The sequence below is a fragment of the Ktedonobacter racemifer DSM 44963 genome (genome assembly GCF_000178855.1).
GTDB lineage: Bacteria > Chloroflexota > Ktedonobacteria > Ktedonobacterales > Ktedonobacteraceae > Ktedonobacter > Ktedonobacter racemifer.
In genome coordinates, this window is the sequence record NZ_ADVG01000002.1 from 2,862,217 (window position 1) to 2,887,535 (window position 25,319).

The 25,319-nt window shown below is 53.9% G+C and carries 26 protein-coding genes and 2 tRNA genes; 19 read left to right on the forward strand and 9 right to left on the reverse strand.

Annotated features, from left to right (window positions below):
- Window positions 1-147: 147 nt before the first annotated feature.
- The 5 genes from KRAC_RS62705 (at window position 148) to KRAC_RS28690 (ending at window position 5,352) form a co-directional block, all read left to right on the forward strand.
- On the forward strand, window positions 148-852 hold the full coding sequence (locus KRAC_RS62705) for a hypothetical protein (protein WP_052568638.1): 705 nt from the start codon (window positions 148-150) through the stop codon (window positions 850-852).
- 581 nt (window positions 853-1,433) lie between these two features.
- Entirely contained in the window at window positions 1,434-3,071 is a 1,638-nt protein-coding gene (locus KRAC_RS28675) for an MDR family MFS transporter (RefSeq protein WP_007913353.1), read from the forward strand.
- Window positions 3,072-3,145: 74 nt separating this feature from the next.
- A complete protein-coding gene (locus tag KRAC_RS28680; protein ID WP_007913355.1) occupies window positions 3,146-3,799 on the forward strand; it encodes a biotin/lipoyl-containing protein in 654 nt (217 codons plus the stop codon).
- 102 nt (window positions 3,800-3,901) lie between these two features.
- A complete protein-coding gene (locus tag KRAC_RS28685; RefSeq protein WP_007913357.1) occupies window positions 3,902-4,432 on the forward strand; it encodes a hypothetical protein in 531 nt (176 codons plus the stop codon).
- A gap of 272 nt (window positions 4,433-4,704) precedes the next feature.
- Window positions 4,705-5,352: a TetR/AcrR family transcriptional regulator gene (locus KRAC_RS28690; RefSeq protein WP_007913359.1), complete on the forward strand. Its 648-nt coding sequence runs from the start codon at window positions 4,705-4,707 to the stop codon at window positions 5,350-5,352.
- 561 nt (window positions 5,353-5,913) lie between these two features.
- Here KRAC_RS28690 and KRAC_RS28695 read toward each other — a convergent pair.
- The 8 genes from KRAC_RS28695 to KRAC_RS28730 all read right to left on the reverse strand — a co-directional run bounded on the left by KRAC_RS28695 (window position 5,914) and on the right by KRAC_RS28730 (window position 12,881).
- Complete coding sequence (locus KRAC_RS28695; RefSeq protein WP_157507132.1) at window positions 5,914-6,327, reverse strand: hypothetical protein; 414 nt, start codon at window positions 6,325-6,327, stop codon at window positions 5,914-5,916.
- 174 nt (window positions 6,328-6,501) lie between these two features.
- A complete protein-coding gene (locus tag KRAC_RS28700; RefSeq protein ID WP_007913362.1) occupies window positions 6,502-7,467 on the reverse strand; it encodes a hypothetical protein in 966 nt (321 codons plus the stop codon).
- A 5-nt stretch (window positions 7,468-7,472) separates the two neighbouring features.
- Entirely contained in the window at window positions 7,473-7,781 is a 309-nt protein-coding gene (locus tag KRAC_RS28705) for a 4Fe-4S dicluster domain-containing protein (RefSeq protein WP_007913363.1), read from the reverse strand.
- 3 nt (window positions 7,782-7,784) lie between these two features.
- Window positions 7,785-9,797: an NAD(P)/FAD-dependent oxidoreductase gene (locus tag KRAC_RS28710; RefSeq protein ID WP_007913365.1), complete on the reverse strand. Its 2,013-nt coding sequence runs from the start codon at window positions 9,795-9,797 to the stop codon at window positions 7,785-7,787.
- Window positions 9,798-9,879: 82 nt separating this feature from the next.
- Window positions 9,880-10,227, reverse strand: coding sequence for a hypothetical protein (locus KRAC_RS28715; RefSeq protein ID WP_007913367.1), 348 nt, complete (start codon window positions 10,225-10,227; stop codon window positions 9,880-9,882).
- Between the two features lie 287 nt (window positions 10,228-10,514).
- The gene (selA, locus tag KRAC_RS28720) at window positions 10,515-11,909 is read right to left on the reverse strand and encodes an L-seryl-tRNA(Sec) selenium transferase (protein ID WP_007913368.1); all 1,395 of its coding nucleotides are present in this window, start codon (window positions 11,907-11,909) and stop codon (window positions 10,515-10,517) included.
- A gap of 257 nt (window positions 11,910-12,166) precedes the next feature.
- On the reverse strand, window positions 12,167-12,598 hold the full coding sequence (locus KRAC_RS28725) for a type II toxin-antitoxin system PemK/MazF family toxin (protein WP_007913369.1): 432 nt from the start codon (window positions 12,596-12,598) through the stop codon (window positions 12,167-12,169).
- Between the two features lie 58 nt (window positions 12,599-12,656).
- Window positions 12,657-12,881, reverse strand: coding sequence for a hypothetical protein (locus KRAC_RS28730; RefSeq protein WP_007913370.1), 225 nt, complete (start codon window positions 12,879-12,881; stop codon window positions 12,657-12,659).
- 613 nt (window positions 12,882-13,494) lie between these two features.
- Between KRAC_RS28730 and KRAC_RS28735 the strand changes: the two genes are divergently transcribed.
- The 14 genes from KRAC_RS28735 (at window position 13,495) to KRAC_RS28800 (ending at window position 24,743) form a co-directional block, all read left to right on the forward strand.
- A tRNA-Tyr gene (locus KRAC_RS28735) sits at window positions 13,495-13,578 on the forward strand.
- 25 nt (window positions 13,579-13,603) lie between these two features.
- Window positions 13,604-13,675 (forward strand) — tRNA-Thr (locus KRAC_RS28740).
- Between the two features lie 245 nt (window positions 13,676-13,920).
- On the forward strand, window positions 13,921-15,126 hold the full coding sequence (gene tuf / locus KRAC_RS28745) for an elongation factor Tu (RefSeq protein ID WP_007908602.1): 1,206 nt from the start codon (window positions 13,921-13,923) through the stop codon (window positions 15,124-15,126).
- 244 nt (window positions 15,127-15,370) lie between these two features.
- Window positions 15,371-15,541: a 50S ribosomal protein L33 gene (gene rpmG, locus KRAC_RS28750; protein WP_085954412.1), complete on the forward strand. Its 171-nt coding sequence runs from the start codon at window positions 15,371-15,373 to the stop codon at window positions 15,539-15,541.
- A gap of 75 nt (window positions 15,542-15,616) precedes the next feature.
- On the forward strand, window positions 15,617-16,000 hold the full coding sequence (secE, locus tag KRAC_RS69285; RefSeq protein WP_040444271.1) for a preprotein translocase subunit SecE: 384 nt from the start codon (window positions 15,617-15,619) through the stop codon (window positions 15,998-16,000).
- Window positions 16,001-16,032: 32 nt separating this feature from the next.
- Window positions 16,033-16,623, forward strand: coding sequence for a transcription termination/antitermination protein NusG (gene nusG / locus KRAC_RS28760; protein WP_007913376.1), 591 nt, complete (start codon window positions 16,033-16,035; stop codon window positions 16,621-16,623).
- Between the two features lie 140 nt (window positions 16,624-16,763).
- Window positions 16,764-17,186: a 50S ribosomal protein L11 gene (gene rplK, locus KRAC_RS28765; RefSeq protein WP_007913378.1), complete on the forward strand. Its 423-nt coding sequence runs from the start codon at window positions 16,764-16,766 to the stop codon at window positions 17,184-17,186.
- A gap of 149 nt (window positions 17,187-17,335) precedes the next feature.
- A complete protein-coding gene (gene rplA / locus KRAC_RS28770; protein WP_007913380.1) occupies window positions 17,336-18,046 on the forward strand; it encodes a 50S ribosomal protein L1 in 711 nt (236 codons plus the stop codon).
- A gap of 270 nt (window positions 18,047-18,316) precedes the next feature.
- Entirely contained in the window at window positions 18,317-18,853 is a 537-nt protein-coding gene (gene rplJ, locus KRAC_RS28775; RefSeq protein WP_007913382.1) for a 50S ribosomal protein L10, read from the forward strand.
- Window positions 18,854-18,901: 48 nt separating this feature from the next.
- Window positions 18,902-19,279: a 50S ribosomal protein L7/L12 gene (gene rplL / locus KRAC_RS28780; RefSeq protein ID WP_007913383.1), complete on the forward strand. Its 378-nt coding sequence runs from the start codon at window positions 18,902-18,904 to the stop codon at window positions 19,277-19,279.
- A gap of 345 nt (window positions 19,280-19,624) precedes the next feature.
- Window positions 19,625-19,894: a 30S ribosomal protein S15 gene (rpsO, locus tag KRAC_RS28785; protein ID WP_007913396.1), complete on the forward strand. Its 270-nt coding sequence runs from the start codon at window positions 19,625-19,627 to the stop codon at window positions 19,892-19,894.
- A 514-nt stretch (window positions 19,895-20,408) separates the two neighbouring features.
- Window positions 20,409-22,859 (forward strand): polyribonucleotide nucleotidyltransferase, encoded by a 2,451-nt coding sequence (locus KRAC_RS28790; protein ID WP_007913398.1) that lies wholly within the window; start codon window positions 20,409-20,411, stop codon window positions 22,857-22,859.
- A 407-nt stretch (window positions 22,860-23,266) separates the two neighbouring features.
- Window positions 23,267-23,908 carry a uracil-DNA glycosylase gene (locus KRAC_RS28795; RefSeq protein WP_007913399.1) on the forward strand — a complete coding sequence of 214 codons (642 nt, stop codon included), beginning with the start codon at window positions 23,267-23,269 and terminating at the stop codon, window positions 23,906-23,908.
- 316 nt (window positions 23,909-24,224) lie between these two features.
- Complete coding sequence (locus KRAC_RS28800) at window positions 24,225-24,743, forward strand: L,D-transpeptidase (RefSeq protein ID WP_007913407.1); 519 nt, start codon at window positions 24,225-24,227, stop codon at window positions 24,741-24,743.
- 49 nt (window positions 24,744-24,792) lie between these two features.
- Here the strand turns inward: KRAC_RS28800 and KRAC_RS28805 are convergent, their stop codons facing one another.
- A complete protein-coding gene (locus KRAC_RS28805) occupies window positions 24,793-25,296 on the reverse strand; it encodes a hypothetical protein (protein WP_040444277.1) in 504 nt (167 codons plus the stop codon).
- Between the last annotated feature and the right edge of the window lie 23 nt (window positions 25,297-25,319).

The following is a 25,319-nucleotide window of genomic DNA, read 5'->3' on the forward strand; positions in this document are numbered from 1 at the left end:
AGAGTCATGCCGCCAGGTGATGAGTCCCATCAAATGCCGCGGAGGAAAATACGCTCAAGTTCTTTGGAGTATTCGACGACGAATGATTCGAGTCCACGGAATACACGAATCGAAGGTCGATATACTTCAGGTTCAAGATTTAATGCAGTGGATGATATACTTGAGGATTCACGCCCTCACACCAGCGTTGTACGTTTAAGCCAGCAACCCTCTCAAGTAAATCGAACCACGGCAGCAAGTTTTCCCACAACGACAGTTCCGCAGCGCCGCCAGGCAGCAACCACCAATGATTTGCCTCGTCAAGCTCCACGCACAACCACCTACCAGCCTCCCAAGAATGCTCCACGTCAGCCGAAAAGGAACGCCGCTTCACGTCCATCGGCTACGCATCATCGCATTCACTGGCTTCTGCCCCTGGGTGTTGGTATGCTGGCTATGCTCGCCATCTGGATTACAGGTTCCTGGGCGTTGACGTGGGCACATCAAGTTTCCGACGATGTGCACTATGGGAACCCTCGTACCTATCAAGTCGATGCCACCGTTGGTCATGGAACCGACGCGACGACGCATCCCAGCCATTTCGTTGCCATTAACCTGAACCGCCAGGCGGTGGTCTTTGAGATGGTTGCCGGTGATCCCGCCAAGTCGATAAGCTATGTGGCGCCTATCTATATCGCTGGCGATGGAGGCGATAAGGCACCTGTCACCCTGGAATTTAGGGATGTCAATGGAGATGGTAAGCTGGATATGATCATTCATATTCATCTACCTGCCCAGGAGCAGCTCTCCGTCTTCCTTAATGATGGGAACAAGTTCCGCCCCTCCACCAACAACGATAAAATTCACCTATGACAGGCACACGCTTTTTTGTGGCGTGCTTGTACACAAGAGAACGCGGATTCTACCTGGTCGTATACCTCTATCTTTCCCTTACCAGGTAGGAACCCGCGTTTTTGTTTAGAGAGCGAGGCCTGATGTCCAGGCATTTACCCGGACATCAGGCCTCGCTCTCTCTATCTCCATATCCTCCTGGATAAGCCACATAAGCAATTATGGCTATTTTTCAGAATGCCGATATATCCCTATTGACAAATGCTATGACGTTCTGGTAAGTTTATGACTAGAAAGTCAAACATTCTAAACTTAAGTCAAACTAAGGGACGAATGGTCATGTTTTAGCTTGTTTGGTCAATCCACAAACGGCTGAGGTGTGAGATACTTCCCTGATCAACCTGGTTAAGCGTTGTCAATTGAATGACAACCCTATAACCGTATGTCCTGCCATCATTGTGCAAGGTTCCCTTTCGGGAGAGCCTTGTGCTATGCGTGACCTGTGAGCGCTATAAGCATGGCACCTATCGCTTCAAGATTAAATCTGTGGTGATATCTACGAGCTAGAAGCACTGTAATGGTAACGCAAAGGAGGTTCTCGAATGCAAGTTCCTGCCCCGGCTGCAAGGCGGGAAGGAGGTCTCCCTTATAAGTGGATCGTGGCTTGCGTGGTGATTTTTGGTACCTTTATGTCTATCCTGGACAGTACCATCGTCAATATCGCCATTCCGCGCTTACAAAGTGCCTTTGGAACAGACCTGAACAGCGTGCAATGGGTGTTGACTGCCTATACACTTGCTCAAGGTGTGGCCACTCCACTGACGGCCTTTTTCGCTGATCGTATTGGTATTAAACGCTTTTATATACTGTCACTGATTGGCTTTACGCTGGGTTCCGCTCTTTGTGGTATCGCCTGGAGTCTGCCCGTTCTGATTCTCTTCCGTATCTTCCAGGGAGCAACCGGTGCCTTCCTGACGCCACTGGCGATTACCCTGCTCTATCGCGAATTTCCTCCCCAGGAGCGCGGTACGGTGATGGGGGCCTTTGGTGTGCCGATCCTGGTCGCCCCTGCGATTGGCCCCACGATTGGCGGCTATATCGTCACCTATATCAACTGGCAGTTAATCTTCTACATTAACCTGCCTATTGGTATCGTTGGTCTCCTCATGGCCTTCTTCTTCCTGCGCGAGGGAGAGATCATTCGCGATAAGCACTTTGATATTCCTGGTTTTGTGCTCTCGGCGGTTGGCCTGGGTCTCCTGCTGTATGGCCTCTCCGATGCCAGTACCGATGGCTGGCTTTCCGGACCAGTGCTTGGCTCGCTTGTGGGTGGTGCATTCCTGCTGGTGATCTTCGTCGCTGTTGAGCTGAGTATTGCACGCCGAGGTAGGCAGCCATTGCTAGATCTTTCGGTCTTCGCTGATCGCTCTTTCACGACCAGTAGCATTGCCAGTTTGCTGGTGGTTTTCTCACTCTTTGGCGGTCTCTTTCTGATCCCGGTCTACCTGGAGAATCTGCGAGGGTTGAGCGCATTTAACGCGGGCCTGGTTCTCTTGCCACAGGCCTTTGCCTCGATGGTCACAATGCTTCTCGGTGGGCGCCTGGTAGATAGATTTGGCGTACGCGCAATTGTCATTCCGGGCCTGATCATTATGAGCATTGCGCTCTGGATTTACTCGTCCCTGGATGTCTATATTCCTATTGGTCAGTTCCAGTGGTTGCTGATCCTGCGCAGTTGCGGTATTGGCCTGTGTATGCAGCCTTTGATGGTCTCGGCCCTGGCGAATATCGAGCCACGCCGTCTCTCACAAGCGTCATCAGTAAGCACTACGCTGCGCTTTGTCGGTAGCTCCCTGGCTATCGCGATCATCGCAACCCAGGTACAGGGTCAAAATAAGATCCATTACGCGCACCTTGCCGAGCGTGTCACAGCTACCTCTCCACTCGGAAAGCTGATTGTGATGCTCCAGGGCGCTTTGATGGGCAAGGGCCTCTCGGCAACCGCGGCTTATGCCTACGCGCTGAAAACGATCGGTGGATTGCTGCAAAGGCAAGCCTATATGCTTGCTATTCAGGATGCCTTCCGCTTGAGCTTCTATCTGGCGATTGTAGCTATCATCGCGACATTCTTCGTCAGTGGCGCGAAGAAGAAAAAGTCTGCTCAAGAAGAGGCTTCAATGAGCGAGGAGGAGCGCGCTGAGGCTGAAAAAGCTCGCGAAGAGGCTTCACTCGCCGTTTAATCTCATACACTGTTCTTTAGCACAAAACGGCACATTTATTCATCAGAATTTATATTCCTAAGGAGGATACGCACGTGCGTCGTCTCATTCTTGTTCCCGTTCTTGTTTTCGTTGCGCTCCTGGCTATTGCGGGCGCCGCAGGTTACTGGGTCTACAATAGCTACTACTTCTACTCTACTGATGATGCGCAGATCAACGGGCAGATTCTCAATATCAGCAGCCCCCAGGCGGGTCAACTGGTTGACATGAGCGTTAAGCAGGGCGATAAAGTGACTTCCGGAGAGACCATTGGCACAATCTCGACCCTCTCTCAGACCGGTCAGAAGGTAACCGTGAATCTGACCAGCCCTATTGATGGTACAATTGTGCAGGAGAGCGGAGTCGTCGGTCAGAGCGTCACCCCAGGTGCGTCACTGGCTCAGGTGGTTGATCTGAGCAAGCTAAATGTTGTGGCTTATGTCGACGAGGGTCAGCTCAACAACATCAAAAATGGTCAGGATGTGGACATCACCGTCGATGCCTACAATGGCGATTCGTTCACCGGCCATATTGATCACATCGTTCAGGCGACTGCGGGGCAGTTCTCCCTGTTGCCCTCGACGGATGTGTCCAGCGGCAACTTTACCAAGGTTGGTCAGCGTGTTCCCGTGGTCGTTACCCTTGACACCGATGGTGGCCATAACCTGGTTCCTGGCCTGAGCGCCGAGGTCAAGATCCACCTGCACTAAGGTGTCCCTGCCTTCTTATGCGGAAACCAACGCCACTGTCGTGGCTAGCGCTCCGCGCTCAGGTTTCCGTATAGGCACTTATAACCTGGAAAGGAAGTTCGCATGTTAATTATTGGAGGCCTGATCGTCGTCGCTGTGCTGGCGGTTGTGGGAGCTTTTCTCCTGGCACGCGGCGCCGGTCAGGAGACGGGGGCAACTACACCTGTTCCCGCACCCGTCGCGGAGCAGCCTGCGACTCCAGCGCCAGCGGCAACGCCGCAGCAAGGAACCGCGTCAGTCGCGGATGCGCCTACGGTCTACCAGGACGCGCAGACAGGCGATCTGAGCGCTTCGCATCCCTATCCAACGCCCAGGGCCGCGTATACCGATCCTGCTACTGATTTCGCGGGTGCGCAGTCAGGTGAGTATCTCAATGTCTCTTTCCCGGTCTTTGCTCTGCGCCAGGAAGTCCATATGCTTCAGGCACAGGTCTATCAGCTTTCAGAGCACCTCCAGGTACTCAATCAGCATGCTCGTGAGATTGAGCAGCGCCTGAGTCATGTGCATGAGATGCTGCCTCCAGGTGGTCAGGAAGAGGCGGCCAACAGCGCATTGGATTCACGAAACTCTTTCTCTGAGGGACATACCTACTAACCTTATAGCGCCAAAGCTCGTGCCCCTATCTCTCGATAGGAGCACACCGGAGAACTGGTTTTCCATACCTGGTGAGCCAGTTCTCCTACCCATCGCACTAGCCATCCATTTAGGGAGCATTCTCATCTATAGCCCTTATCTTCACAACGGCGTGAAATGTAATATTGAAGTACGTCTTTGTATAGACCGCTACATTACGTACGATCAGCCCCCATGAACAATAGGGGTACTGCTTTCATGCTTCATTTTTGCTCTACACTGGAGGGAGCCACATGCATGAGCCTATACCTGCGCTCTCGCTTAAAGAACGTCAGCGTCAGCAGCGTAAAGCACTTATACTCCAAGCAACCGAAGAAGTTTTGCTGGAAAAGGATTACTATGAATTATCAATGGATGAAATCGCTGCTCGTGTAGGTATCGCCAAAGGCACGCTCTACCTCCACTTTGCTCGTAAAGAGGACCTGGTTCTGGCTATTCTGGAGGAGCAGCTCCAGGGCATCATTCAGATGTTGCAGAGCATTGTTGCTACTCCTGGTTCGGCTCAGGCACGCCTGGAAACGATTCTCAAGTCAGTCTTTATGAGCCTGCGCGGCCAGAGGGGGCGCCTGCTCTATGCACTCTTTGGCGCCGTTGAGCTACGCTCTATTCTCAAAGAACATCATCGCTCAATGTTTGATCAGCTCGCGTCCATACTTATGGGACTTATCGAAGAGGGGAAAGCCAGTGGCGAGTTTGATCCCTCGCTTCCCAATCCCATCGTGCTCCACACCTTTACCAGTATGCTCGCCTCGTATTCTTTTAAACGTTTGCTGCTCAGCGAGGCGATAAAGCCAGAGGAGCTTGTGGAGTATGTCAGCTTGATCTACTTTCGCGGTATTGCCAATCCAGCTTCTTCCTCTCCTCTCGAGCGACGCTGCTAAAGCACGCGTCTACATATACAGGACTTCTCGCCACTGCGTGGCTCGCTGGATCAGGGTGTGTGATGGGAGGTGGGAGGCTGACTTTGCCAGCCTCCCACCTCCCATCACACACCCTGATCTCCTTTTGATATTTTTTCTGGCCTCGCGTTTATCCAGGTAGGACGCGACTCTTGAGGTAATGCTCTTTGTAATCATATCTGATATTGATGTCGCTATTTTTGCTCTTCCAAGATGAAGAAGGTAACGCTGATTTTTAGAAGGAAATCATATGCGAACCTGTCCCAGTTGTCGGCAAACGGCGTCTATGAGTGATGATGCCTGCGAGAATTGTGATGCGATTCTCACGCAGATTACGGTTACAGTTTGCCACAGGCGCTGAATGCGCCGACGCGGCTATGGGCTGAGAAAGTTGTGCCCAGGCGTGGCGCAACCCCCCCGAGTCGATAAGTCTGACGCTGAAGTGGGCAGACAAAAGGCGATGGCTGTGTTTCACGTGAAACACAGCCGTCTCGCTGGGGGGACGACGCTGCTAAAGCACGCGTCTACATATCATGGACCATATTAGAAGTCACTCTCAATATACTGATGATGACCCTTATGAAAGATATCCTCGTAGTGCTCTGAGACGAACTCTTGCGGGAAGAAGCGTAGCATATTTGTCGCGAAGAGGGCGAAGACACCCCAGTCCAGCCCGGCGTCCAGGGGAACGCCCAGGATATTGCCAATGACTGGCAGGATGGTTCCCGCCAGGATGACCTCCGCGTCGGGGATGAGGAGGAGCGCAAGCAGGAGCGCCACTGTCCCCCCAAACGCTAGCTTGCGGAACATTGGTACGCGCCTATCCGCCATCAGGCGCTTGACCAGCTTCCCTGTTTTTACGAAGTGGAAAAGGATCTCAAGCCGTTTCGGATGGCGTAATAAGCGTACGGCGTGCTTTTTTGCCTGCTCCCGGTAACTGCCTTGTTGTTGCATCATGCCTTGCTCTCCTTCTTGGCGCACCTGCTGTTTTTCCATCTGGGCAGCTCCAGCAATTCCCTTCTATATAATACGTTCCAACTCGCCACTTAGTTTATGGAAAATAAGTAACGTATGATGACGGACTGGTAGAGCCAGTCCGTCATCATACGTTACTTATTATTTACTTTAGCGCTAGTGGTCCATCCAGGTTGGAATGAGGATCTGCAAGGCGTAGATGATATGCCAGATCGTCAGGCCTAGCGTGACCAGGGCCAGGAAGATATGGAGCGCGCGCCAGTAGCGCAACACATAGCGGTAGAACTGCTCTTTTTGTAGTGCCAGTTGCACAACTTGTAACTCGCGCATCTGTCTCTTAAGGTTGGGAGCCTGTTGCCCTGTTGAGCCTGAGCGCGGTTGTAACTCGTGTGGCGTCTCTTCGAGGGTGATATATGCCAGGTCCCACGAGGGAGGAAGTGATACTCCTGCAAGCGAGCGCTCGCGAATGGCCCCTACAGGCGTGCCATGCATGCTTTCTCCTGGACGGCCCTCGCCAAAGAGTAGCCCGGATAGGCTGAGGTTGTCCGGACTCTTGCGAGCCTGCTGCCTGGGATCGCGCTCTTCCGTCAGGGCTTGTAGTTTCTGTGAGATTCTCTCGATTCTATCCTCGCCCGAGCCAGTCAAGGCCTTGCGTACCTCGCGTGCAATGAGCCGGGGAATAAGGCGATCCAGGCCTTTGCCTACGATACCACACATGACCAGGGCGAGCATGCCATACAGCGCATATGTGCCTGAGCGAGGGTTAAAATTACCAAAGCTGTGCAATATGAGGAGTCCCAACCCCATCAGGCCAAAGCCGATATGCCAGTTGAGGGCTGCGTTAAGCTTGCCTATGGCTTTGCGGCGCGCTCGGCGCGTCAGGCTATAGCATATGCCAGCAAGCAGAAAGCAGGCTATGCCGCCAAAGGCGAAGGCATAGCCCAGGAGACTGTCCGGCGAGTTATCTGTGCTGAAGCGCCCCCACCAGAGATAGAGGCCAAGACCTCCACCCAGTATAAAGAGCGAGAATAGGAGGCTGCTTACCCATGAGCGGCTCACATACCAGAATAGCAGGGGATAGCCATGTTCTCCTCGCTTACTTGCTTGCATCGGTATACGCATCAGCTTTAACCCCCCCAATCATCGCGAATGAGTCGCACTTTGAGCCACATCATCATCGCATCTCGATGTAGCCCCACCGGGCAGGGTGAGACGCAGGCACCGCACTGGTAGCATGTTCTGGCAAAGCGCGCAACGGCAGGTGAGATACTTCCCGCGATCGTTTCGTGGTTTAAGCGATCTATCGTAATAGGCTCAGCCAGTGCCGGACAGGCGAGGAGGCACTCATTGCAACCGATGCAGGCATTAATCTCTTGTATAACCTGCGGACCCGTCTTATGTAGCAAAACGGGTTCTTGCTTAAAGAGCTTGCTCAACAGTTACCGTCCCTTCTTATGATCACCTGGTTTGGCATATGACCAGAATGTACGCGCCGTGCCTGTTGATGTATCTACCTGTTTCGCCTCTGGCGGTGCAGGCTGTTTGTCTCTCTGTGCATAAGAGAGAAGATTGCGTGGCCTGCTCTGCTTCGTTCCTGGCTGAAGGTTTTCTCCCGTTGCCTTCCTGGTATCCTTCGGCGCAGGCTTAGAGGCTTCCAGGCGAGGAAGCTTGCCGCTGAAGGCATCTAGCTCCTCTTCCCAGATCATCGATGGGCGTGGCTGGGGAAGGTTCCCGCTGAAGGCATTGACCTCTTCAGGCAGGCCTACCAGGGAAGGCGTCAGGGCTGGCAGGTTTCCCCGGAAGGGATCGATCTCGCTCTGTCCATGATTCTCCAGTGATGATGAGGGCGTGGGCGTATTACGGCTGCGCTCGCCCTCGCGTGTGCCTCCTGGTCGTGTAGTGCGCGTGCCATGCTGGGCAATGAACACTGACTCCACTTCGCCGGTGTTGGTTGCTCGCACCCGGTCGGGCACGCGCAAGTTCTCGGCATTCGCCAGTGGCGCAAGCGGGCTGGTCTCTCTTTCACCACTCGTCTTATCCTTCGCGACGGGCTGCACGTGCCGGATGGGACCTGTTGTGCGTGTTGGCAGAATCAATGGGCCGCTCTGCCCCGGTTGAGGGAAACTAATGGCCTCCTGCTTCTTTACCTTGATTGCCGACTGTTTACCAGTAAGCATGCCACGCGCCGTCTGGGAACTCATCTGGGAGAGGTATTGGCGGGCATCAAAGTTACCCTTCAAAAGCGCGCGTGTGATGCCTTGAACGGAATGGCCCTCCTCAATGATGCGTTTGACGGCCAGGCTATCTGGCTGGCTCTGACCTAACGAGAGGTAGCCAACGAGCCGTTCGCCCGCGATGGCAAGCCTGCGATAACCTCCCTGGCTCTTATCTTTAAGGACCTCTATGCCGCTGCCTTCGGCCAGAGGGTCACCAACGGTTAGCATGGAGAGGTCGCCGACATGCGTGGCATGCCAGGCGATGCCGAGCGGCTGCTTGGCCAGGTCTTCGCGACCCGCTAACATCACCCCTGCCAGGCGACCCTGGAGCACTGCCGCGTACCATTGTGCCCGGGGAGCATGCTGGCCCGTTTGAGGATTGGGGAGCGCGGCAACATCGCCTGCCGCGAAGATATTCGCCACATTGGTTTGCATAATGTCGTCTACAACAATTCCATTCTGAAATTCAATCGGAATGGTGCTGCGCCGGGCCAGCGTCTCCGCAGGCTTTGTGCCCGTACAGATAAGGACCATCTGGCAGGGGAGCATCTGCTGCTGATTGGTAATCACTCCCACAACTGCTCCCACACGACCCACAACACCAATGGCCTCGGTCTCGGTATGCACCGAGGCACCAGCACGCCGTATGCCTTCTAAAATAAGGCCTGAGGCCTCCTGGTCTAGGGTGCGCCCCATAAACGTGGAGCCACGAATGAGCCAGTGGACCCGAATGCCCCAGTGGAGGAGCCCCATGACTGTCTCTATGGCGTGTACTCCTCCCCCAACAACGACCGCCTCGCGCACCTCTGGCAAGCGCCTGCGCAGATCGAGATAATCCTGTAAGCGGTGGAGCGTCAAAACGCCATCGAAGTGGCGCCCGGGCATGGTCTCAGGCAGACTGAGAGGGGCGCTACCAGTCGCGATCAGGAGTTTATCGTAGCCGAAGGCACGTTTATCCGCCAGGGCAAGGTATTTGCTATTAGCATGAATCTCCTCTACCCGCGTGGTGACGATGCGGATATGCTCCTGGCGCTCGGTCCCCACAGGATAGGCCAGCAATTGCTCGCGTGTCAGGCGCCCGGTCGCGTATTGCTTAAGCGCGGGCGTGTTGATCGTCGGATGGACTTGCTCGGTGATCATTACAATCTGCTTCTCTGGCGCGTGCTTTCGCGCCTCTACCGCAGCGGTCAGGCCAGCAATGCCATTGCCGACAATCACGATATCTGCTCGATCCATCTCTGGCTGCCCTCTTCCTACCTCTGTCCTTGCGCTGTGGCTCAAATTAGTGTGTTGTCCTTCCATCTGCATGGTGGTGGCTTCAATCTACATAAAGCGCCAGGAGCTGCTGCGTCCCTCCCTGGTGTCCTGGCAGAGCCTGGTAGTAGACGTCGGTCGTGGCTTTCTCGGTAATATGCCTGCGTATGTGAGCTAGCGAAGCCTTACACCCGGTGCCACAGCGAAAATGAAGCACATGGCCATCGCTTACACGCAGGAGGAAATCTTTCTCAGGTCCGGTCAGGCTAACAATTTTTCCCTGCGCATGTTGTGTCGCCCCAGCCGTCATCTGTGCGCTTGCGACCTGTGTTATCCCTATCACCAGCACTGCCGCTATTCCCACGAGCAATAAGACGCATAGTGCCGCCTTCCCGCGATTTGACCAGGTCATGAATGCTGGCTCCTTCCCCATAAAGTGGTAGCACTATATTTCCCAGGTGGCTTTATACGCACCTCAAGTTCAAGGCGTTTCTTTAAAGCGTGCAATGCACCAGGAAGTAAATCTTTACTTTAAAATGTATCTATGCATACCCTGGTTGTATTGTACCCCAAAGAAGAGATGCAATTCAGTAGACATGCCCTAAATTGGGCTAAATGTCTTATCCCATCGAACATATCTTAACCACAAGACTTTCTGCACATTTGATGCAAATCTCCCATTCGGGGCGCAGCTGGTCCCTACCGAACTGGAGAGGCGTTCTGCGTGATGGCCTGGACGAGAGCTTGATCCTGTTCTTCGAGGACGGTGCGCGGGTCAAAGAGCAGGGTATCGCGCGAGATGCGGGCTATGACAGGCAGGCGCTGGGCGCGCAGGTCGCTGGCTATCTCTTCCAGAGGCCTGGCGCAGTGGTGCTGTTCCAGGGTCAGGAGGACGGTTGGTAGGGTCTCGGTGGGGAGCGAACCACCACCGACTGTTGACTGTCCAGCCTGGCGCCGGGCGTTGATGCCCTGGGCCTTGAGCTGCTCGATCCAGCGATCAACGCGAACCCCTAACTGCTCTGGGCGAGCCGCGATCATGCGCCAGATGGGGATGTGGCGCTCAGCCTCGTCGCGCTGGTAGTGCTGGAGTGTGGCCTCCAGCGCGGCGAGGGTCATCTTGTCGATACGTACGGCGCGCATCAGGGGGTGCTTTGCCAGGCGTTGCATGACGCTCGCCTTCCCCACCAGGATGCCTGCCTGCGGTCCACCTAGCAGCTTATCGCCCGAGAAACAGACCAGGTCGACGCCTGCTTTGATGCTCTCCTGGGGAGTTGGCTCGTGCGCCAGGCCATAGCGCTCGCTCGGCAAGAGGCAGCCGCTTCCAAGGTCGTGCATGACCAGGAGTTTATGCTCATGGGCGAGGGAGACCAGCTCATGCTCGGGAGTCGCTTCGGTAAAGCCGCTGATCAAGAAATTACTTGGATGTACTGAGAGAAGCAAGGCAGTCTCGCCGCTGATGGCGCGCTCATAGTCGGTGATGCGTGTGCGATTAGTCGTGCCGACCTCAACCAGTTGGCAGCCACTCTGGCGCATTACATCTGGTACGCGGAAGCCGCCACCGATCTCCACTAATTGCCCACGAGAAATAATAACCTCGCAGCTCTGGGCAAGGGCGCTCAGTCCCAGCAGGACAGCCGCGGCATTGTTATTGGTGACCAGAGCCGCCTCGGCCCCCGTAATCTCGCTCAAGAGCTGGCTGACGTGGCTATGCCGCGAGCCGCGCTCTCCCGCAGCGAGATCGTATTCTAAATTGGAGTAGCCACTTGCGACCTGGCGTACCGCCTCCAGAGAGGCGGCGCTCATCGGAGCGCGCCCAAGGTTGGTATTGATAATTACGCCGGTCGCATTGATCAGGGGACGCAGGTGTGGTAGCTCTCGCTCCTGGAGGTGGTGCGTGGCCTGCACAAGTAAAGTTGAGTTTGAGGGACAGTCTTCCCCACGTAGAATGGACTGGCGCGCCAGGGTGATACTCTCACGAATAGCCTGGACGGCCAGGGGATGTGAATAGCGTGCGACCAGGTCCTGCCCGCTTTGCGTGTGCAACAATTCATCCACAGAGGGCAAGAGACGCAGCTGGCTCTGATATAATGACATGATCGGCTCTGCTCCCATACGGTTCAAGCTTTAGTGTGTTCATATGGCTCGGCTTGGTGCTTTGTTCTATGCTCTATATAAGGTATACGTCAGCAAGAGAAGACATGTAAAGAGATCTGGTAGGTGGTGTGGTGCACCTGGGCAACCGCAGGCTGCCCAGGTGCACCACACCACCTACCAGACGAGCGCCGCAGGCGCGAGGTGTCACGCTATAAAGTATACTTAGGAGTAATGAGTAAACGAAGAGAAAGTATGAGTTAATGGAGCGAATAGTAGTAGGTAATTGCCAGGCTATTGGCAACCTTGGCCATAATGGCGCGCATATCGGCGTCATGCAGACGGCAGATGGCATACTGGTCCGCCATAAGACTGCGCAAGACAGGATACATCAGCTCAGTCTTCACCAGGCTATCGGTATCAAGGAGGGGATAGTCACGCTTGAGAAGAAGATGGTGGTAGGGGCGCAACTTGCCACGATATGAAGTCAAGGCAACAACGTTGATCGCCCCGGCGTGACGACAAAAAGGTTCAGCGGATACCACAAGTGCGGGATGCCAATCGAGAATACGCTTCTCCTCAATGCCGGGAGGCAGCGAGGGATAACCAAAGTTTACCCAATAGACCATGCCAAACTGCACAGGCGTTTGATAGGTCAACTCTTCCGGTGCAAGGTCAGGTGGATGGGGCATAGCTTATTCTACTTGTACTTTTTCTAGCTAAACGAACATTCTCGACAAACAATGATAACTATGGGCGGGCTAAAGCGACGGGTGCAAACGTTACTGCTTCATTGAGCTCCAGCTGGCTCTGAAAGCAGGCGGCGGTGAGGGACCAGGAACGTGCTACAAGACCTAAGCGCTCCTCGCGTTCGTCCTGACTCTCTTCTTGCAGGGCAAGAGCTATGAGTTCCATTTCCTTTTGATACTGTTCCATGAGAAAGGAAGAACGACTGAAGTCACAATTCGTTGCCATAGCACTTTACCTCATAATTCCAAGCCATAATGCCAGTCGAAACCAGCCAACGACGAACTAACCGGCTGTGTTACTACTGGTTAGTGGATGACTAAGGATAACTGCGGAAGGAATAAAAGAATTTTCTCCAACGTTGGGAATTATACCAGCAAATTGAGCAAGAAGCAATGCTTTTGCCTCTTATTTTTTAAAATTTGCTTAGAAATACTTTACAAATTCCTTACGTTTTCGTGCTCATTCTCTCCCTCTCCTGATATATATTGGCACCTTTTGGAGCCAGAGATAGTCCGGATCGTGTATGTCCCTCCTCTCACCCGTTCTTCCTACATAGATCGAAGAACGTTCGCTATAAGAGGAGGAGGTGACCTATTGCAAGTAGCGCTGAGCGTGCTTTCACACCCACTCTTCTCTTTTTTCGTGGCTGTATTCTCCCCTACTTTGTTTATAACCCCGGCCTCATAACGAATTTTTTAAATCTTGGTAGAACTGATAAAAAAGTGCTTGACATCGCTATGAGGGTCGGCTATAATACGTCACGTCGACCGGTTCAGAATGACGGCGACAAAACGGTGTGATTTCTAGGAATAATTCCTAATAGAGAGCGACACCACCTGGGCAGTTACCAAAGTGGCCAACTGGGACTGACTGTAAATCAGTTGCGAAAGCTTCGGAGGTTCGAATCCTCCACTGCCCACCAAGTCAGACCTCTCCTGGTCTGTCTAGCCCGTGTGGCGCAGGGGTAGCGCACATTCTTGGTAAGAATGAGGCCATGGGTTCAAATCCCATCACGGGCTCCGTGGTTTCTAGATGAAACCTCCGGGCACTTCCGCAGCGCTTTCATCTTTATAAGATTCCGCGTGAAAGTACTAAAAGCTTTTGCTGCCGTCTTCTGAATTGATCAACCATTCCCTTCCCGTTGGTAGAATAAATAGGAAGATATTTTCCAAGGAATGCGATCAAATATCAGGGGGCGGCTGCTGCATGTTTACACCCATTGCTGTCTGATCGCAAGAGGATTGCAAAGGAGCCTCATTAGGAAATGGCAAAGCAGAAGTTCGAGCGTACAAAACCTCACGTTAACGTGGGTACGATTGGTCACATCGACCACGGCAAGACGACCCTGACCGCGGCCATCACCCATACCCTGGCCTCCGCTCAGCTTGCTAAGTACACGGCCTTCGACCAGATCGACAAGGCCCCCGAGGAGCGCGAGCGTGGTATCACCATCTCAATCGCGCACCTGGAGTACCAGACCGAGAAGCGCCACTACGCTCACGTGGACTGCCCCGGTCACGCTGACTACATCAAGAACATGATCACCGGTGCCGCGCAGATGGATGGCGCGATCCTGGTTGTGAGTGCTCCTGATGGCCCTATGCCTCAGACGCGCGAGCACGTCCTGCTGGCGCAGCAGGTTGAGGTTCCCGCGATGGTGGTCTTCCTCAACAAAATCGACATGATGGAAGACGAGGAACTGCTTGAGCTGGTCGAGCTGGAAGTTCGGGAGTTGCTCTCGAAGTACCAGTTCCCTGGCGACGATGTTCCTATCATCCGCGGTTCGGCGCTCAAAGCCCTGGAGAGCAAAGGCGACCTCTCGCGCAACGACGAGGCAGCCAAGTGCATCTGGGAGCTGATGGATGCGGTGGACTCCTACATTCCCACGCCTCCTCGCGCGACCGACAAGCCGTTCCTGATGCCAGTGGAAGACGTCTTCGGCATTAAGGGTCGCGGTACCGTGGCTACGGGTCGTATCGAGCGTGGTATCGTCAAGGTAGGCGAGAACATTGAGATCATCGGCATGAAGGAAGAGACCCGCACCGTGGTTGTCACGGGTGTGGAGATGTTCCAGAAGACGCTGGATGAGGGCCAGGCGGGCGACAACGTTGGTTGTCTGCTACGTGGTATTGAGCGTGCGGACATCGAGCGCGGCCAGGTGCTGGCCAAGCCGGGTTCGATCAAGCCGCATAAGAACTTCCTGGCGCAGGTCTACGTCCTCTCGAAAGAAGAGGGTGGCCGCCATACGCCATTCTTCAACGGCTATCGCCCTCAGTTCTACGTCCGTACCACGGACGTGACGGGATCGATCAAGCTGCCTGAAGGCGTGGAGATGGTGATGCCTGGTGATAACATTGAGATGACGGTCGAGTTGATCCAGCCGGTCGCGATGGAAGAGGGCGTGAAGTTCGCCATTCGCGAAGGCGGTCGTACCGTCGGTGCTGGCATCTGCACCAAGGTTCTTGCATAAGATCAATTGGTTGTAAACGCATGGGCGCTCCAGCAGCAATGCATGTTGCGCCCATGTTCTTTCGCAAACAAAGCAGATTTGCTTCTGATCCGAAACCCTGAGCGCTTGCCGTGCCACCTTCAGGTGGTCTCCGAATGGGGGCGAAGCGCTGGTCACCCCCATTCGGGGACACGCGAGAGTGACGTTGGGTTTTTGAATAAGATCCTAGTGCATCCTCTGCAAGCCAGGCAACAAAACGGAGAAAATCATGGCTAAAGGCAAAGAAAATCGCATTGTGGTCACGTTGGCTTGCACAACCTGCAAGAGCCGCAACTATACCACTGAGAAAAACAAGAAAAACAACCCCGACCGTATGGAGCTGCGCAAGTTCTGCACGACTTGCCGGGAACATGTGCCCCACCGCGAGACCAAGTAAGATAGTAGAGTATGTGTAGGTTAGCATCTATGCTAGCACGCATGTACAGTCGCTACTGATCGAGAAAGGCTGAACGTGGCAAACAAGATGGCCGAGAAAAAAAGAAATACTAGCCGGAGTCAGATGGCTGAGGCGAAGGTGAGCGGTAGGGAGAAAGAACAGCCAGTTAAGAGCAATAAAACACCCGTGACAACAAAGGTAGCTACTCGTGATCGTGGCAAAACCACGCGTCGCGAGCAGAGAGGCAATTCTACGTGGGCCCGCTTCCGTAATACTGCCTTTGGTGGTTTTGTTGTTGACTCTTATTACGAACTCCGCCACAAAGTGACATGGCCCACCTTTGAGCAAGCTCGCAACATGACTATCGCTGTTATCGTCATTTCTTTAGCGGTTGGGTTGTTTCTGGGGTTGGTTGACCTGGGTTTGAATCAAATTTTTGTGCTTATTAACGGTAAATAGCTTCGTCACCTGGCGACCAGAAGGGGAGAGCCGTGTTTACTGAACATACCAGCGAGAATGACCAGCCAGATGCTAATGCCGGTGCTACTACCGAAGAGCGTGCCTGGTTTGCGATTCATACTTATTCCGGCTACGAAAACAAGGTGCGTAGCCACCTTGAAGCTCGTATTGCTTCCATGGATATGCGTGGAAAGATTTTCCGCGTCATTGTGCCCATGGAGGAAGAAGTTGAAATCAAGCAGGGCCAGCGCCGTACGGTGCAGCGCAAGGTCTTCCCTGGCTATGTGCTCGTGGAGATGATCATGAGCGACGAGGCCTGGTATGTGGTGAGAAATACACCCGGCGTCACGAGCTTTGTCGGTTCTGGTAATAAGCCTGTACCCCTGCAAGAGCATGAGATCAAAACGATCTTGAAGCAGGTCACAAAAGAGACTGAGAAGCCCAAGGCCAAAGTCAGTTTTTCCAAAGGTCAGAGCGTTCGCGTTGTCGATGGTCCCTTTGCGGATTTCATCGGTACGGTCAGTGATCTCAATATGGATCGTAATAAGGTCACTGTATTGGTCTCTTTCTTCGGTCGCGAAACGCCTGTAATTTTGGACTTTTTACAGGTCGAGAAGATTTAGGTGCCTCTCGGAAACCTGAGCGCGCTAGCGCTAGCCGCGAGAGTGGTGTTGGTTTTCGTATAAGGAGGTAGCCCCTCGTGGGCAGCTAAATCCAGCAGGCCGTTCATTCATAGGTAATTCTTGAGGAGTTGACATAGGTTATGGCTAAGCGTATTAAAGCTGTCGTTCGCCTACAGATTCCAGCGGGCAAGGCAAACCCTGCGCCCCCAATTGGTACAGCGCTCGGTCCTCACGGCGTCAATATTATGATGTTCTGTAAGGAGTACAACTCGCGTACCCAGGATAAGGCTGGCATGATTATCCCAGCTGAAATCACCATTTATGAGGATCGCTCGTTTACATTCGTGATCAAGACTCCGCCTGTCTCCTATCTGCTGAAGAGTGCAGCAGGCGTCGAGAAAGGTTCCGCGGTCCCCAATAAGACCAAAAACGGCTCGATTACGCGTGAGAAGCTCCGCGAGATCGCCGAGTTGAAGATGGTAGACCTTAACGTAAACAGTGTCGAGGCGGCCGAGCGCACCATTGAAGGTACCGCCCGCAGCATGGGTATCACCATCGGTTAGTTCACGATTCACTACCCATCGTGTGCTTCTTATGCGGAAACCAACGCCACTGCCGTGGCTAGCGCTTCGCGCTCAGGTTTCCGAGAGGCAGTCCTAAGCATTGGCCCGAAAGTCACTGCGGTTGTAGCCTCAAGGAGGGCTTAAAGAATATGGCAATCAAAAAGCATGGCAAGAAGTACTTGGAGGTCAGCAAGCTCCTGGAAGTGGAGAAGCTGTACGAGCCCAAGGAAGCTGTCGAACTCCTCAAGAAACTAAATTACGTTAAATTCGATCCAACCGTCGAGGTCCATATGAAGCTTGGCGTCGATCCCCGCCACGCTGATCAGATGGTTCGCGGCGTCGCGATGCTTCCCGCTGGCACCGGTAAAGAAGTCAAGGTGTTGGTTTTCGCCCAGGGCGAAAAAGTCAGTGAGGCCGAGACCGCTGGCGCGGATTTTGTTGGTCTCGATGACCTGATCAAGCAGATCGAGGGCGATTGGCTCGGCTTTGACGTCGCTATCGCTACCCCCGATGTCATGGGTAAAGTTGGCCGTCTCGGTAAGAAACTTGGTCCCCGTGGCTTGATGCCCAGCCCAAAAGCTGGTACAATCACTTTTGACCTCGCTAAGACGATCCGCGAAGTCAAAGCTGGCCGCGTAGAGTTCAAAGTCGACAAGACCGCGCTCCTGCACATCCCTGCTGGTAAGCTGTCGTTCAGCGAAGATTCGCTGATGTCGAACATTACATCGGTGATCGACGCGGTCGTGCGTGCCCGCCCATCTGGCGCGAAGGGCACCTATGTGAAGAGCGTAGTGCTTACGTCGACGATGTCGCCCAGCATTCACCTGGATATCCCGACTGCCCTGGCACTCAAACCTTAACAGACAAAAAGATACTTCGCAACCGAAGACCGCAAGCACACGTGCTGTGTTGAAATGATGCTCCTGGCATCGGCTTGCCGAGGATTGCGCGTCTCCATGACGATTCTCCATGCGTACTCGCTACGTGTGTGCCTGAATCTCATGCCGAGAAATACGCGGCTCTCCTCGTGCCTTCGGTTGCATCCCGAAGGCTTTTTTCATGCCTCGCGCGAATATCTCGCAAGGCGCTTAAAAGATAAAACATTTTTTTAGGAAAGGAGGGAGAGCAACATGCCAACGCAAGCAAAGGCTCAGATGATCGAGGATTTAACCGTTAAGCTGGGTCGGGCGACGATTGCTATCCTGGTTCAAACTCAGGGTCTCTCGGTCAAAGACATGAACGATCTGCGTAAAAAGATGCGCGCCGCCAATGTCGAGTTCCAGATCGCGAAGAATACCCTGCTTCGTATCGCGAGCGAGCGCAACAACATGAATGAGCTCGATACGAGCATCTTCAATGGTCAGACCGCCATCGCTTTCGGTTTCGACGACGAGGTAGCAGCCGCTAAGGCCGTCATTGATTATACCGGCAATTCCAAGATTGTCGTCCTTAAGTCTGGCATCCTGGGTGGCCGCACGCTTTCTTCCGAGCAAGTTGAAGGCATCGGCAAGATCAGGGGTGGCAAAAAACAGACCAAGGCTGAGGTAGTGGGCACTATTCAGGGTCCGCTGTCCAATGTGTATGGCTTAATTAGCGCTCCCATGCGCGAACTGTGCTATGTCCTACAGGGTCGCGCTGATCAACTCGGTGGAGCTTCCGCCGAATAAAACTGTATATTCAATGCATATCTATGTGCATATCTAGGAGGAACGATCATGTCCGTTGAGACAATTATTGCTGATATCGAAAAGTTGAATGTCCTTGAGCTCGTCGAGCTGAGCAAGACCCTTCAGGATAAGTGGGGCGTCAGTGCTGCTCCCGCCGCCGTGGCTGTTGCCGCTGCTCCTGCCGAGGCCGCTGCTGCTCCTGTTGTTGAAGAGAAGACTGAGTTCGACGCCGTCCTGACCGAGGTTGGCGCCAACAAGATTAACGTCATTAAGGTTGTCCGCGAGCTGACCGGCCTGGGTCTCAAAGAGGCGAAGGCTGTCGTCGACGAGGCTCCTAAGCCCGTTAAAGAGGCTGTCTCCAAGGAAGAGGCCGAGCGCATCGCCGCGAAGCTTACCGAGGTTGGCGCGAAAGTCACCATTAAGTAACTTATAAGTGACTGTCCCCTTTGATACCGAAGCGAGACAGGGAAACGTAGAAGCTTCCCTGTCTCCTCTCCGACTTTGAAGGCGTGCTCTTAACCTTTCCAACCCTCCCGGTAAGGAGGTTCTGGCCCCATCTTGCTGGAAAAACCCTCTAGCTTGTATGTCTACACACGATCTTCCTGAACAGCTTTCGATACAATACACCTATACACAACACGAACAACAACGACACAACCCAAAAGCTGATCTGGAGGACGCCTTTCGTTGCGCCCTCCGGTGATCCATGTTATAATGCTGAAAGATCTTACGTCTTTCCCAACTTTTCCTAGTAGGAGGTGAGTTAGAAGCGTGGCTTTGACAGTTGAAGAGAAATCACAAATTATTGCTGATTCCCGCGTCCATGAGGCTGATACTGGTTCGCCCGAAGTTCAGGTAACTATCCTGACTTCTCGCATTCTGAGCTTGACTGAGCATCTCAAGGTGCATAAGCATGATGTCCATTCACGCCGCGGCCTGAGAATTATGGTCGGTCAGCGTCGGCGTTTGCTTGCATATCTGAGCAAGAAAAGTCCAGAACGCTATCGCGCCCTGATCGAAAAATTGGGCCTACGCCGCTAAAACGGTATCGCGAAAGCCGTTGGGCTACAATTAATGCGGTCGGCGCAATCCTGGCGTACGCCTTTGCGTTCGCCCGACCGCTGCACCTTTCCCAAGGGTTCATAGGGATAGGGAGTGTCCCACAGATGTTGCTATTTCCACTGGGTAAGCAGGCATCTTATAAAAAGCTCCCGGTTGTGTTTGCGAGGTCGCTTTATACTCCTCAAGGTTGTTCGTGTGTCATTGGTGTTTACGAAGGAAGCTAGAGACGAAGGAACGAGCGAAGACGATAGGCAGAAGAGGGTTTTATTCTCCACACAGCAAGTAATAAATCAGCACGCAACGCACTGCTAGAGCGAAGACGATGTTTGGAAGCCAGTTGCAGCTATGTTTGCGAAAAAAAGGACATTTCAAAGAGCAGTGATCCGCACCCGGGTTATAACGAGAGATGGGCCGGCAAGACTTCAGACCCCTCCTGAGGAGCTTTAACACACTTTCGCGTTTTAGGTATTAGGGTGCATTAGTCGGAGGAAATATGATTCACCGTCAAGAAGCCGTTATCGGTGGCCGCGTCATGAGTATAGAGACCGGTCGCGTAGCGGAACAGAGTAGTGGCGCTGTACTTGTGCGATACGGCGACACCGTGATCCTGGCAACCGCGGTTGGCAGCGATGAACCCCGTGAAGGCATTGACTTTTTCCCGTTAACTGTAGATGTTGAAGAACGCATGTATGCTGCTGGTAAAATTCCCGGTGGCTTTATCAAGCGTGAAGGTCGCGCGACTGAGCATGCTATTCTCGCCAGCCGCCTTACTGATCGCCCTCTTCGCCCTCTCTTCCCCAAAGGTTATCGCAACGACGTCCAGATCGTGATTACCGTCCTCTCCGTCGACCAGGAAAATGACCCCGATATTATGGGTATTGTTGGCGCTTCTGCCGCTCTCTCCATCTCGGATGTCCCCTTCGCTGGCCCGGTTGGGGCCGTACGCGTTGGCTACGTCGATGACCAGTTTGTGATCAATCCCCCGGCTTCCGCGATGTCGCGCAGCAAGCTTGACCTGGCAATTGCCGGTACCGCTGACGCGATTATGATGGTTGAGGCTGGCGCCAAAGAGCTGCCCGAAGACATGATGCTGGAGGCTCTGCGTGTTGGTCACGAGGCCCTGCAAGATCTGGTGAAGATGCAGGAGAAGCTGGTCCAGGTCTGTGGAAAGCCCAAGCGCACCTTCGCGGCCCCTGTGCCCGATGCTGAGCTTCAGGGCAAGGTGGCGGAGTTCGTTCGCCCACGCTTCGAGGCCGCGGTCAATAATTCTGATAAAACGGCTCGCTCAGCCTCGCTCAGCCAGGTGCAGGATGAGCTGGTGACCGAACTGGGAACGCAGTATCCTGATCGCCTGAAGGAGATCATTGGCTTCTATGAGAAGGAGCTGAAGGCCTACGTTCGCAATACCATTCTGGATTCGGGTATACGTCCCGATGGTCGCGATACCAAGACCATCCGTAACATTACCTGCGAGGTTGGTCTCCTGCCCCGCACGCATGGCTCGGCGCTCTTCACCCGCGGTCAGACGCAGGTGCTCAGCGTGATAACGCTTGGCTCACCCGGAGAAGAGCAGGTGCTCGATGGACTGGGGACCAATGATAATAAGCGCTTCATGCACCACTACAACTTCCCGCCTTATTCCACTGGTGAGAGCAAGCCACTCCGTGGCCCTGGTCGTCGTGAGATTGGTCATGGTGCCCTGGCTGAGCGCGCGGTCTCGCCTGTCATTCCAACACAGGAAGAGTTCCCCTATACCATTCGTGCGGTCTCGGATATTCTCTCCTCCAATGGCTCAACCTCGATGGGTTCGGTATGTGGTACAACCCTTGCCTTGATGGAAGCGGGTGTTCCCATTCACGCGCCTGTGGCTGGCGTAGCCATGGGTCTGATTACCGGTGAGGGTGAGCGCGAAGGCAAGTGGGCGGTTCTCAGCGATATTCAGGGCATCGAGGATGCTCTGGGCGATATGGACTTTAAGGTCGCGGGTACCGCCGATGGTGTGACCGCCCTTCAGATGGATATCAAGGTCAAAGGTATCACCTATGATGTGATGGCCAAGGCGCTTGAACAGGCACATGAAGGCCGTATGTTCATCATGGAGAAGATGCTGGACGCAATCGACGCTCCACGCGAGGAGCTCTCGATCTATGCACCGCGTATTCAGAGTATTAAGATTAATTCTGATAAGATTGGTGCAGTCATCGGGCCGGGCGGCAAGATGATTCGTAAGATCCAGGATGAGAGTGGCGCCAAGATCGATATCGAGGACGATGGAACCGTCAACATTGCTGCCACCTCTGGTGAGGCGATGCAGCGTGCGATGGATGCGGTTCGCGCCCTGACCGAAGAGGTCGAGGTTGGTCGCATCTATACCGGTACGGTTCGCCGCCTGGTCGACTTTGGTTGCTTCGTCGAGATTCTGCCCGGGAAAGAGGGCCTGGTCCGCACATCGCAGCTTGCTGACTACCAGGTGATGCGCCCCGAAGATGTTGTCTCACTCGGCGATGAGATTACCGTCATGGTAATCGAGGTCGATGGTCAGGGACGCGTCAACCTCTCGCGTCGCGCGGCCCTGAGTGGCGAGATGCCCAGTCAGGCCGAGATTGAGAGTGAGCGCGGTGGTCGCGGTGGCCCGGGTCGCGGTGGCATGAGCCGTGGTGGCTATGGAGATCGTCGTGAAGGCCCGCCTTCTGGTGGTCGCATGGGTGGCGGCTATGGAGATCGAGACCGTGGTGGCTACGGTGGTGGCGGCGGTCGAGGCTATGGAGATCGAGACCGTGGTAGCTATGGTGGTGGCGGTGGCGGCGGTGATCGTGGCTTTGGCCAGCGCCGTCCCATGGGTGGTCCTGGTGGCAGTCGCCCAAGCGGCCCAGGTGGCCCAGGTGGTCCACCACGCCGCGATAACGGTGGCTTTGGTCCGCGTTCGACGGATCGCCGCTGGTAAAACCTCAAATAAGCAGCAACACTATAGGCGACCTCGTGTCGCCTATAGTGCTCTTAACCACCACTGTGCACGCAAGGCAGCGAGAACGGGGTCCAGGGGCATTGTTCTTAACCCATCACTGTGCACGCAAGGCAGCGAGAACGGGGTCCAGGGGCATTGTTCTTAATCCACCACTGTGCACGCAAGGCAGCGAGAACGGGGTCCAGGGGCGCTGCCCCTGGCGGGGTTTGGGGTGTCCCCAAACTTTCCTCCCCCCTGCCGCCGCAGGCGGCAGAAACGACTTGCACATGGTAGTTTCTTGACCCTATTATGCATAATATAGTTGTGTAAAACACAAAAAATCTGTACAATATAGAGACATCTTAGGACCTCAACGCTAGTAACGATTAAAAAAGGGGTAATATGCCATGTCGTCAGAGGAGATACTGAGAGAGGTAGCCGTAGAGGTTTCTACCTGTTCGAAATGTAATCTCTGTAAGGGTAGAACGAGGGCTGTACCAGGCGAAGGTAGCACAAGTGCTAAGATCCTTTTTATTGGTGAAGGCCCTGGTTACCACGAAGATCAGCAAGGACGTCCATTCGTGGGTCCTGCGGGACAATTCCTCGATGAACTCCTGGCGAGCATAAATCTCAAACGCTCCGATGTTTTTATTACCAATGTCGTGAAATGTCGCCCTCCGCAGAACCGCGATCCCCAACCCGATGAGATTGCGGCCTGTAACAATTATTTAGATCGCCAGATTGAGGCGCTGAAACCGCGCGTCATCGTGACTCTCGGACGCTTCTCAATGGCCAAGTTCTTTGGCAATGAGAAGATCAGTGTTATTCATGGACGGGCGCGCAAAAAAGATGCAGGGTATATCTGTATCGCCATGTATCACCCGGCGGCGGGTCTCCACCAGGCCAGCCTGAAGGACGTGATTCGTGAAGATTTTAAGAAGATTCCCCTGGTAATGGCGGAGGCGGAACGCATGGCCGCGGCGGCTCCCAAAGTTGTCGTAGCACCCAAGAAAAACGAGGAACCACCTCAGCAGTTATCTCTGTTCTAGTAATCTCCTCTACATCTCCCGACCAACAAGTCATGGAGGTGAGAGCAAGCAAGGGTAGTGGCAGGGCGTGTTGGACCTCGTGCGCACCAGAGGCTATGAATCTGAAGGTGCGCACAGTATGGCTACTGATGACCAGGACCATCTCTGTTGTTGAGATTGGTTTACCTGTGCAAAATAGTCTGAGAAGGTCATCCGTGTTGAGAGATGAGCCTGTCCCTTGTTGCAATGGAGTGGTGGGTTGGCATAGCGCTGATAGCTGTGCACGAAGTGGATGTGTGGATAAAGATTTGCTTTCACAATGGGAAAGGGAGATACTATGCAAACAAGCTTTCAACGTTCCCTTTTACTAGGGGGACTTGCTTTATTCTGTCTGCTCAGTCTCATACTCGCGCCTCAGGCGCTACACCGTGTTTATGCCCAGGGCTATACTGATCAGACCACGCAAGGTAAGCGCATCGTCGTAAGCATCTCACAACAGGAATTGACTGCTTACGAGGGCGATAAAGAGGTCTTTGATACACTGGTAACGACGGGTCGAAGCCAACTTCCGACCCCAACTGGCACCTTTCATGTGATACAAAAGCTCAGCCCAACGTGGTTCCATTCCCCCTGGCCAAAGAACTCAAAATACTACTACCCCCCAACCTATATCAATTATGCCCTCGCGTTCAAGGATGGTGGCTTCTTCTTACATGACGCGACCTGGCGCTCCTCCTTTGGCCCCGGCACGACCGATGACAATCAGGGTTCACATGGCTGCGTAAGCATGAATCTGGAGTCCGCGAAATGGCTCTACGACTGGGCACCCGTGGGAACAACCGTGCAAATTGAATAATGGGTTTGTTTGTGATTTGCGGGCATTGCCCGCAAATCACACAACCTTGTTATTCGGTGGTGGCGCCCAGGACAAAGGCTTCGACGGCGCTGACGCGCCCACGCCAGTATGGCAGCTTGGTTTTATGACCCCCGCTGATGATGGTGATATCGCGCAGATGCACATACTCATAGAGTACGGGCAGTCCTGCCGGTCCGATCTCAGGCTGGTCGGCGGGTGGAACCAGGTTGGTGTAGAACTCACGCAGGAAGTCTGCTGTATCGGGATCTTCCTGGCGATACATCCCCTCATAAAGCTCGACATGGAAGCGGGCGTAGGCGAGCGTGCTGATCATCTGCCCAAAGACGAGCTGCCCATGCATCTGAAACATCACGGGAAACTCCTGGTCCGTCTGCTCTGCAAGTTTCACCCAGAATTGGAGCGCGATATCCTGCTCGCCATACTCTTTAAGCCATAGGTTGCGCCGCTCGGTGCGCGTAAGGGGGCGAAAGTTTGGGTCCAGGGGCGGCAACTGCTCCTCGCCGCCCTGGCCCTGGTTCGATCTATCTGACATAGAGAATATAGACCTCCGGGAAA

Bases quoted from the DNA above. Each gene is read 5' to 3' on its own strand.
- KRAC_RS28675 (WP_007913353.1), top strand. From the start codon at position 1,434: ATGCAAGTTCCTGCCCCGGCTGCAAGGCGGGAAGGAGGTCTCCCTTAT.
- KRAC_RS28685 (WP_007913357.1), top strand. From the start codon at position 3,902: ATGTTAATTATTGGAGGCCTGATCGTCGTCGCTGTGCTGGCGGTTGTG.
- KRAC_RS28690 (WP_007913359.1), top strand. From the start codon at position 4,705: ATGCATGAGCCTATACCTGCGCTCTCGCTTAAAGAACGTCAGCGTCAG.
- KRAC_RS28695 (WP_157507132.1), bottom strand. From the start codon at position 6,327: ATGATGCAACAACAAGGCAGTTACCGGGAGCAGGCAAAAAAGCACGCC.
- KRAC_RS28700 (WP_007913362.1), bottom strand. From the start codon at position 7,467: ATGCGTATACCGATGCAAGCAAGTAAGCGAGGAGAACATGGCTATCCC.
- KRAC_RS28710 (WP_007913365.1), bottom strand. From the start codon at position 9,797: ATGGATCGAGCAGATATCGTGATTGTCGGCAATGGCATTGCTGGCCTG.
- KRAC_RS28715 (WP_007913367.1), bottom strand. From the start codon at position 10,227: ATGACCTGGTCAAATCGCGGGAAGGCGGCACTATGCGTCTTATTGCTC.
- selA (WP_007913368.1), bottom strand. From the start codon at position 11,909: ATGTCATTATATCAGAGCCAGCTGCGTCTCTTGCCCTCTGTGGATGAA.
- KRAC_RS28725 (WP_007913369.1), bottom strand. From the start codon at position 12,598: ATGCCCCATCCACCTGACCTTGCACCGGAAGAGTTGACCTATCAAACG.
- KRAC_RS28730 (WP_007913370.1), bottom strand. From the start codon at position 12,881: ATGGCAACGAATTGTGACTTCAGTCGTTCTTCCTTTCTCATGGAACAG.
- tuf (WP_007908602.1), top strand. From the start codon at position 13,921: ATGGCAAAGCAGAAGTTCGAGCGTACAAAACCTCACGTTAACGTGGGT.
- rplK (WP_007913378.1), top strand. From the start codon at position 16,764: ATGGCTAAGCGTATTAAAGCTGTCGTTCGCCTACAGATTCCAGCGGGC.
- rplA (WP_007913380.1), top strand. From the start codon at position 17,336: ATGGCAATCAAAAAGCATGGCAAGAAGTACTTGGAGGTCAGCAAGCTC.
- rplJ (WP_007913382.1), top strand. From the start codon at position 18,317: ATGCCAACGCAAGCAAAGGCTCAGATGATCGAGGATTTAACCGTTAAG.
- rplL (WP_007913383.1), top strand. From the start codon at position 18,902: ATGTCCGTTGAGACAATTATTGCTGATATCGAAAAGTTGAATGTCCTT.
- KRAC_RS28790 (WP_007913398.1), top strand. From the start codon at position 20,409: ATGATTCACCGTCAAGAAGCCGTTATCGGTGGCCGCGTCATGAGTATA.
- KRAC_RS28795 (WP_007913399.1), top strand. From the start codon at position 23,267: ATGTCGTCAGAGGAGATACTGAGAGAGGTAGCCGTAGAGGTTTCTACC.
- KRAC_RS28800 (WP_007913407.1), top strand. From the start codon at position 24,225: ATGCAAACAAGCTTTCAACGTTCCCTTTTACTAGGGGGACTTGCTTTA.
- KRAC_RS28805 (WP_040444277.1), bottom strand. From the start codon at position 25,296: ATGTCAGATAGATCGAACCAGGGCCAGGGCGGCGAGGAGCAGTTGCCG.